Annotated in this window: 8 protein-coding genes; 2 read left to right on the top strand and 6 right to left on the bottom strand. The window is 74.3% G+C overall.

Annotation, left to right across the window (positions count from 1 at the left end; all coding sequences use genetic code 11):
* Window positions 1–23: 23 nt before the first annotated feature.
* The 4 genes from IFT90_RS14155 to purD all read right to left on the bottom strand — a co-directional run bounded on the left by IFT90_RS14155 (window position 24) and on the right by purD (window position 4,100).
* Window positions 24–638 carry a GNAT family N-acetyltransferase gene (locus tag IFT90_RS14155; RefSeq protein ID WP_192042867.1) on the bottom strand — a complete coding sequence of 205 codons (615 nt, stop codon included), beginning with the start codon at window positions 636–638 and terminating at the stop codon, window positions 24–26.
* 39 nt (window positions 639–677) lie between these two features.
* Window positions 678–1,523, bottom strand: coding sequence for a VOC family protein (locus IFT90_RS14150; RefSeq protein ID WP_123548855.1), 846 nt, complete (start codon window positions 1,521–1,523; stop codon window positions 678–680).
* A gap of 337 nt (window positions 1,524–1,860) precedes the next feature.
* Complete coding sequence (locus IFT90_RS14145; RefSeq protein ID WP_192042866.1) at window positions 1,861–2,835, bottom strand: phosphoribosylaminoimidazolesuccinocarboxamide synthase; 975 nt, start codon at window positions 2,833–2,835, stop codon at window positions 1,861–1,863.
* A complete protein-coding gene (gene purD, locus IFT90_RS14140) occupies window positions 2,832–4,100 on the bottom strand; it encodes a phosphoribosylamine--glycine ligase (protein WP_192042865.1) in 1,269 nt (422 codons plus the stop codon). Before purD ends, IFT90_RS14145 begins: the two co-directional genes overlap by 4 nt.
* A 71-nt stretch (window positions 4,101–4,171) precedes the next feature.
* Between purD and IFT90_RS14135 the strand changes: the two genes are divergently transcribed.
* Both IFT90_RS14135 and IFT90_RS14130 read left to right on the top strand, forming a co-directional pair.
* On the top strand, window positions 4,172–4,552 hold the full coding sequence (locus tag IFT90_RS14135) for a sterol carrier family protein (protein ID WP_192042864.1): 381 nt from the start codon (window positions 4,172–4,174) through the stop codon (window positions 4,550–4,552).
* 71 nt (window positions 4,553–4,623) lie between these two features.
* Window positions 4,624–5,061: a hypothetical protein gene (locus tag IFT90_RS14130; RefSeq protein WP_192042863.1), complete on the top strand. Its 438-nt coding sequence runs from the start codon at window positions 4,624–4,626 to the stop codon at window positions 5,059–5,061.
* Between the two features lie 70 nt (window positions 5,062–5,131).
* Here the strand turns inward: IFT90_RS14130 and IFT90_RS14125 are convergent, their stop codons facing one another.
* Window positions 5,132–6,706, bottom strand: coding sequence for a transporter (locus IFT90_RS14125; protein WP_199861878.1), 1,575 nt, complete (start codon window positions 6,704–6,706; stop codon window positions 5,132–5,134).
* The gene (locus IFT90_RS14120) at window positions 6,688–7,587 is read right to left on the bottom strand and encodes an ABC transporter ATP-binding protein (RefSeq protein WP_192042862.1); all 900 of its coding nucleotides are present in this window, start codon (window positions 7,585–7,587) and stop codon (window positions 6,688–6,690) included. Before IFT90_RS14120 ends, IFT90_RS14125 begins: the two co-directional genes overlap by 19 nt.
* Window positions 7,588–7,658 lie beyond the last annotated feature (71 nt).

The raw sequence follows: 7,658 nt of genomic DNA, 5'->3' as shown, positions 1-7,658 counted from the left end.
CCTCCTGCGTGCGGTCGGCCCCCCTAGACCATCTGGCCGTTCCAGCGGATGTCGCCGGCGGGCCACTCGGCGGCCGTCGCGCCGACCTCGCGGATCAGCCAGCCCTCGTCCTGGCTGACGAGCACGCCTGCCCCGTCTGCCGAGAAGGCGGTGTAGTGGCCGGTGACCGCGTGACCGGTGACTGCGTCCTCGCTCGCGTCGCCCAGCGGCAGCCAGCCCGCGCGGCGGTAGAAGCCCTGCACCGCCTCGCCGGTCTCGAGCAGGCCGAACCGGCTGCCGAGGCGCTCGAGCGCGGCGTCGACGTGGCGCAGCAGCGCGCCGCCGAGGCCGGTGCCCTGCGCGGTCGGGCTGACGGCGACCATCCCGACCGCGGTGACCAGCAGGTCGGTCTCGCCGACCGTGACGAACTGGCGGCGGAGCCCGGCGTGCGCGACGACGACGTCCCCGTCGCGGGCGACGACGCGGAGCTCCGGCTGCATCCCGGCCCAGCTGCGCGCCCCGGCGTACCAGTGGTCGTAGGCGTCGAAGGTGCGGGCGAGCATCGCCGCGAGGGCCTCGTGGTCGTCGAGAGTGAGGTCGCCCTCGGCGACGGTGCTGAAGACGGGGGCGGGGGAGGCGTGCTGTGCGGCTTCGGACATGCCTGCGACGCTATCTCCAGAAGTACGGCGCGTGGGCGGTCACGCGCCCAGCGCGCGGGCCGTGACCTCGATCTGGTTCAGCCACGGGTCGTCGAAGGCGAGCACGCGGCCGTCGTCGCGAGTGGCGACGCCGTGGTGCGCGAGGCGCTCGCCGAGGGCGCCCAGGTCGTCGAGGCCCGGCACCTCGATGCGGACGAGTCCGAGACCGAGGGCCAGCTGCCGCCTCCCTGCTCCGGCGCTCTGCCACGTGTTCATCGCCATGTGGTGGTGGTAGCCGCCGGCGCTGACGAAGAGCGCCTGCGGCCCGAAGCGCGTCGTCGTCTCGAAGCCGAGCTGCTCGACGTAGAACCGGTGGGCGCTGTCGACGTCTCCCACGCTGAGGTGCACGTGGCCGACCGAGGCGGGGCGGGAGGCGGTGGCGACCAGCGCCTCCTCGGTCACGTTCTGCTGCAGGAACGCGTTCGGGTCGAGGGCGAGGGTGGCCATGTCGACCTGGCCGTGGGTCCACGACCAGGCGGTGCGGTCGCGGTCCCAGTAGAGCTCGACCCCGTTGCCCTCGGGGTCGGTGAAGTAGAAGGCCTTGCTGACGAGGTGGTCGGCGCTGCCGGTGAAGCTGCCGGGGTGGCGGCTCGCGACGCCGTACACGGAGGCGGCGAGGTCAGCCTCGGTCTCGAACAGGATCGCCGTGTGGAAAAGGCCGGCCTCGCGGGGGCCGGCGTGCCGGAGCTCCGGCGCGTGCTCGAGCACCACGATCGGCGTCGCCCCCCGGCCGAGGACGCTGCGGCCCGCCTCCGCGTCGTGGCTCAGCACGGCGAGCGTGACGGCGTCGCGGTAGTACGCGGTCATCGCGTCGAGGTCGGCGACGCGGAGCGTGACCGCGCCCATGCCCGTGTCGGCGGCGAGCAGGTCGGCGGCGTTACGGCCTGCCGGGTTCCGGTCAGCCGAGGAGGCGCCGGTCGCGTCGCTGCTGCTGGTGTCGGTCATCGGGGCCCTCGGTTCTCGTGCAGTCGCGCGTCTCGTGTCACGCCGGTCGATGACGTGTCACCAACTGGAACCGGCTGAACTGGCGCGGCATTCCTGGCTCGACTCAGCCGGGGCCGGCCTGACACCGGCGAGTGAACGGAACACCGCCGTAGTCACCGGTTCTTCGTTCACTCAGCGGTGTCGGAGCGCGGTCCGGGCACAGCCGGCAGCTGCGGCACGCCATGAGCGTGCGGCAGGGTCAGTGGGCGGTGAGGCGCTCGATCAGCTCGCGGTAGCGGGCGGCCGTGCGCTCGACGATCTCGGGCGGCAGGGCGGGCGGGGTGCCGGTCTTGTCCCAGTTGTCGCTCAGCCAGTTGCGCACGATCTGCTTGTCGAAGCTGTCCGTGCGGCTGCCGGTGCCCGAGCTTGCCCCCGCGGCCCCGGCGCCCCCCGCGTCCCAGAAGCGGCTGCTGTCGCTGGTGAGCACCTCGTCCCCGAGGGTCAGCTCGCCGGTGGAACGGTCGGCCCCGAACTCGAACTTGGTGTCGGCGAGGACGACGCCCCGTGCCTCCGCGACCATGGAGGCACGGCGGTAGATCTCGAGCGACGTGTCGCGCAGCGCCGCCGCGACGTCGGCGCCGACGAGCTCGACGGTGCGCTCGAACGAGATGTTCTCGTCGTGCTCGCCGAGCGGCGCCTTGTAGGCGGGGGTGTAGATCGGCTCGGGCAGTCGGTCGCCGTCGTGCAGGCCGGCCGGCAGCTCGATGCCGCACACCCGGCCGGTCTCGCGGTACTCGGCCCAGCCGCTCCCCACGAGGTAGCCGCGCACGACGCACTCGACCGGGTACATGTCGAGCGGCTTCACCAGCATCGCGCGGTCGCGCACGGCAGCAGGCACCGACACGGAGGCGGTGGTCGGGTCGACGAGGTGGTTCGGCACGCCCTCGAGCTGGTCGAACCACCACGTGCTGAGCTGCGTGAGCAGGGCGCCCTTGCCCGGGATGCCGGGCTCGAGCACGACGTCGTAGGCGCTGACGCGGTCGCTGGCGACGACGAGCAGGTGCTCGGCGGCGTCCAGGGCGGGCGCGGCGTCGAGGGCGGCGGCGTCGCCGGCGGCGTCGAGAGTGGCGGCGTCGTCGCCCGAGCCCGCGGCGGGGGCCGGCACGTACAGGTCGCGGACCTTGCCCGAGTAGGCGTGCACCCAGCCGGCGAGCTCGGGCGCCTCGGCGGTCATCGGGCGACCCGCTCGGCGATGTCGCGGCGGTACTGGCCGCCCTCGAGCCGGATGCGGAGCATCGCGTCGTAGGCGCGTCCCCGTGCCTCGGCGAAGTCGGCGCCCTCGGCGACGACGCTCAGCACGCGGCCGCCGGTGGCGATGAGGCGGTCGTCGAGACGGGCGGTCGCGGCGTGGGCGACGTGCACCCCCGCGACGGCGGTGGCCTCGTCGAGGCCGGTCAGGGGGCGGCCGCTGACGGCGCCCTCGGGGTAGCCCTCGCTCGCGAGCACGACGGTGACCGCGGGCGTCGGCACGAAGCGCGGCGCCTCGTGGTTGCCGAGCGAGCCGGTCGCGGCGGCGAGCAGCAGGCCGCTCAGCGGCGTGATGAGGCGCGGCAGCACGACCTGCGTCTCGGGGTCGCCGAAGCGGGCGTTGAACTCGATCACGCGGACGCCCTGCTCGGTGAGGATCAGCCCGGCGTAGAGCAGCCCGATGAAGGGCGTGCCCTCCGACTCGAGCTGGCGCACCGTCGGCGTCGCGATGGTGTCGAGCACCTCGTCGACGAAGTCCTTCTCGCTGCCGAAGCGGTCGGCGAGCCACGGCAGCGGCGAGTAGGCGCCCATGCCGCCGGTGTTCGGGCCGGCGTCGCCGTCGAGGAGGCGCTTGTAGTCCTGGGCGGGCGACAGCGGCACGACCGTGTGCCCGTCGCTGAGGAAGAACAGCGAGACCTCAGGCCCGTCGAGGAACTCCTCGACGAGCACCGGCCCGTGCTGCAGCCAGTACGTGGTGTGCTCGACGGCGGCGTCGCGGCTCTCGGTGACGAGCACGCCCTTGCCCGCGGCGAGGCCGTCGGCCTTGATGACATAGGGCGCACCGAACTCGTCGAGCACGGCGACGGCCTCGTCGAGGGTCCCGACGCGGGTGGCGCGTCCCGTCGGGACGCCCGCCTCCTCCATGATCCGCTTCGCGAAGGTCTTGCTGCCCTCGAGCGCCGCGGCCTTCTTGCCTGGGCCGAACACGGGCACGCCGCGGGTGCGCAGCGCGTCGGCCACACCGGCGACGAGGGGGGCCTCGGGGCCGATCACGACCAGCTCGACGTCGTTCTCGAGCGCGTACTCGGCCACCACGGAGCCGTTCGACGGATCGAGGTGCACGACCTCGACCTGCGCCGCGATGCCGGCGTTGCCGGGGGCGGCGACGATCTCGTGCCCCGCGTCTTCGCGCAGCAGCGCGGTGATGATGGCGTGCTCGCGAGCACCGGAACCGAGGACGAGTATGCGCACCCGATGGATCCTACCGAGGCGCGCCTCCCGGCAGTCGGCGTGGGCGGCGCGTGCGCGGGTAGCGTGACGGCATGGCCAGGGCGAGGATCGACGACGCGGCGGGCGCGGCAGCCGTGCAGGAGGCGGTGGTCGCGCTCGCCGAGGGCGGCTCGGCACCGCGGACCGTCACCGCCACCGCGGTGCGCTGGCTGCTCCAGGTGCTCGCCGACGGCGAGCCGGGGGCCACCGTGGAGGTGCGGGTGCCGCCGTTCGGCGCCGTCCAGTTCCGCGAGGGGCTGAGCCACACGCGCGGCACGCCGCCCAACGTCGTCGAGACCGACCCGGCCACGTTCATCCGGCTCGCGACGGGCGCCCTGAGCTGGGACGAGGCCGTCGCCGGTGCCCTCGTGTCGGCGTCGGGAAGCCGCGCCGACCTGCGCGGGTACGTGCCCGTGCGGCTGCCGCGCGCCTGAGCGGCACGGCGTGTGCTCCGACGTCGAGGCATGCGGCGGAGCTCGGGGACGCACTCTGGGACAATGGGGGCGTGACCCACGCACCCGACGAACCGCAGCAGCCCGACGAGGCCGTCTCCCCGGAGGCCCCGGAGCAGCCGGTCGTCGAGCCCGAGCGGTCCGCGCCCGCCGCAGCAGCAGGTGCGGACGAGCCCGAGGAGATCGCGTCGGACGACGAGGTCACCGTGCGCCGGGCCCCGAAGGTGTTCGCGTTCCTGCTGATGGGCGGGGCGCTCGGCGTGCTCGCCTCGCTGATCCTCACGTCGCTGTTCCCCTTCGACCCGGGCACCAGCCCGGCCTCGACCTACGGCTACTTCTCGCTCTGGGGGCTCACGTTCGGCGCCGCCGTGGGTGCCGTCGTCGCCATCGTGGTCGACCGCGTGTCGCTCCGCCGGGCGAAGACCCTGCGGGCCGAGCGCCGTCGCGTGGACGCACCCGAGCCTCCTGCGGTCGAGGGCGAGCTCGAGTAGAGCGTCGGGCGCGGCGCGGGTGCCGCAGGACGCTCCGCGCTGAGCCCCTCGCTGGGCCGGACGCCCCGCGCTAGGCCCCGCGTGCCGCGCGCAGCCGTGTGAGCAGCTCGGGCCCGCGGGCGTCGAGCAGCTTGCCGCCCCGGTCGACGCCGACCACGAGCAGCACCGTCCCGAGCACGACCCCGACGACCAGGGCGAGCACCCCGAGCAGCAGGCTCCCCGTGACGAGCGACGCGATGCCGAGCGCGAGCTCGGGCACCGCCAGGCCGAACGAGACGAGCCACGTCGCGTACATGCCGAGCGTCGAGGTGACCGACGCCCCGGGAGGCGACTTGAACGGGCTCTCGCCCGCGGCCGGCACGGGCATCAGGAACTTCGCCGACGCCACGCTCGACGCGCCGAAGCCCGTCAACATCACGCCCAGCCCCATGCCGAGCAGAGCGGGCAGCACCTGCCAGGCGCCGAGGACGGCGAGCGGCAGGATCGTCGCGAGCAACACGATCGGCACGGCGAAGAGCGACAGCGTGAGCACGCGTCCCGCTCGATCAGCGCGGCCGGAGACCCCCGTCGACAGGTGCGCCGCGAACGCGGTGCCGTCGTACGAGACGTCGGCGCACAGGGTGACGGCGAGCAGGGCGGCGATCCCCGGCCCGATCGCGTAGAGCAGCCACGTGTTGCCGCCGCTCCACGCGAGGAACACGGCGAGCACGGGCAGCAGCGGGACGACGACGAGCGAGCCGCCGTAGCGCGGGTCGCGCAGCCAGTAGACGGCGGCGCGGGCCGCGACCGCGCCGGTGGGCGTGCCGGGGAACCAGCGGAACGGCCCGAGCCCCTTCGAGGTCGCCGCACGCTCCTCGACGGGAGGCGCGATCAGGGCGGACGCCAGGGCCCGACGCCACGCGAGCAGCAACAGGGCGAGGGTCGCGAGCGCGATCGCCGCCTTGGCCAGCGCCTCCAGCGGTCGCCCGAGGGCGAGCTCGCCGGGCACGGCCCAGGCGGCGCCGAGCGGAGTCCACGCGGCGACCGCCGCGATGCGCGGCAGCTGGTCGACGGCCGAGCCGATGCCCTGGCCGGCGAAGCCGATGATCGGGCCGGCGAGGATGACCGGCACGAACACGACGACGCCCATCACCTCGCGGTAGCGCCGACGCGACGCCAGCGCGCTCGTCAGCGACTCGAGCACCCGCGACGCGGCGACGCAGGTCAGCACGCCGATGAGCCCGCTGACGGGGGCGACCACGGCCGAGACCGGGTGCTGGAGCCAGCTCAGCGACGTCGCGAGTGCGGCGATCGTCGTGACGATGCCGGGGACGCCGAGCACCCCGCAGACCAGCAGGGCCACGAGGAGGCGGTCGGCCGGGATCGGGAACGACCGCAGCTTCTCGACGCTGAGGGTCTGGTCGACACCGCGGGCCAGCAGCGGCACGACCGCCCAGCCCAGCACTGCGACCGAGCCGACGAGCACCGCGGCCGTCCAGGCCCACTGGGTCGGGGCGAACGACAGGGCGACGAGCCCGGCGACCAGCGCGACGAGGATGCCGATCCCGTAGAGCCCACCGATCACGAGCGCGACGACCTGCCAGACGCTGCGCTTGAGGCCGTTGCCCATCACCCGCCAGCGGAGGCTCAGGAGGTGCGCAACCACGACGGCCCCTCGTTGTGCTGGCGGCCGCCGACGAGCTCGACGAACCGGTCCTCGAGGGTGGAGCCGGCGCGCACGTCGTCGGTCGTGCCGGCGGCGAGCACCCGCCCGGCCGCCACGACGGCGACGTGGTCGCACATGCGCTGCACGAGGTCCATCGAGTGGCTCGACACGATGACCGTGCCTCCGCCCCGCACGTAGCCCTGCAGGATGTCGCGGATGTTGGCCGCCGAGATCGGGTCGACCGACTCGAACGGCTCGTCGAGCACGAGGAGGCGCGGCGCGTGCACCAGGGCGCAGGCCAGCGCCGCCTTCTTGGTCATGCCCGCGCTGTAGTCGACGACGAGCGTGCCCGCGGCCTCGCGCAGGTCGAGGAGGTCGAGCAGGTCGGCGACCCGGGAGGCGACGGTCTCGCGGTCGATGCCGTTGAGGAGCCCGTGGTACGTGATCAGCTGCTCGCCGGTCAGCCGGTCGAACAGGGCGATGCCGTCGCTCAGCACGCCCACCAGCGACTTCGCGTGCGTCGGGTCGCGCCAGACGTCGTGCCCGAGCACCTCGATGCTGCCCGCGTCGGGTCGCAGCAGGCCGGTGGCCATCGAGAGGGTCGTCGTCTTGCCGGCGCCGTTCGGCCCGACCAGGCCGTAGAACGAGCCGGCCGGCACCTCGAGGTCGACGCCGTCGACGGCGACCTTCTCGCCGAAGCGCTTGCGCAGGCCCGTGATGCGGAGGGCCGGGGTCGCCCCGGGCCCCGTGGAGACGGGCTCGGCGGGCGTGAGCACGTCGGGGACGGGCGCCGCCGGCTGCGGCGGGGTCGGTGCGGCCGGGGTCGGTGCGGCCGGGGTCGGTGCGGCCGGGTGGTCGGGGAGGGAGCTGTCGTCGCTCATGCGCACGAGCCTATTGACCACCGCCGACGGCGACCACCGCCGCTCGGATGACCGGCGGGTGAGCGGAGGAG

Source organism: Frigoribacterium sp. CFBP 8766 (assembly GCF_014841435.1).
Taxonomy (GTDB): Bacteria; Actinomycetota; Actinomycetes; order Actinomycetales; family Microbacteriaceae; genus Frigoribacterium.
The sequence above is the reverse complement of the archived record's forward strand: the minus strand, read 5'-3'. Positions and strand labels throughout refer to the sequence as shown.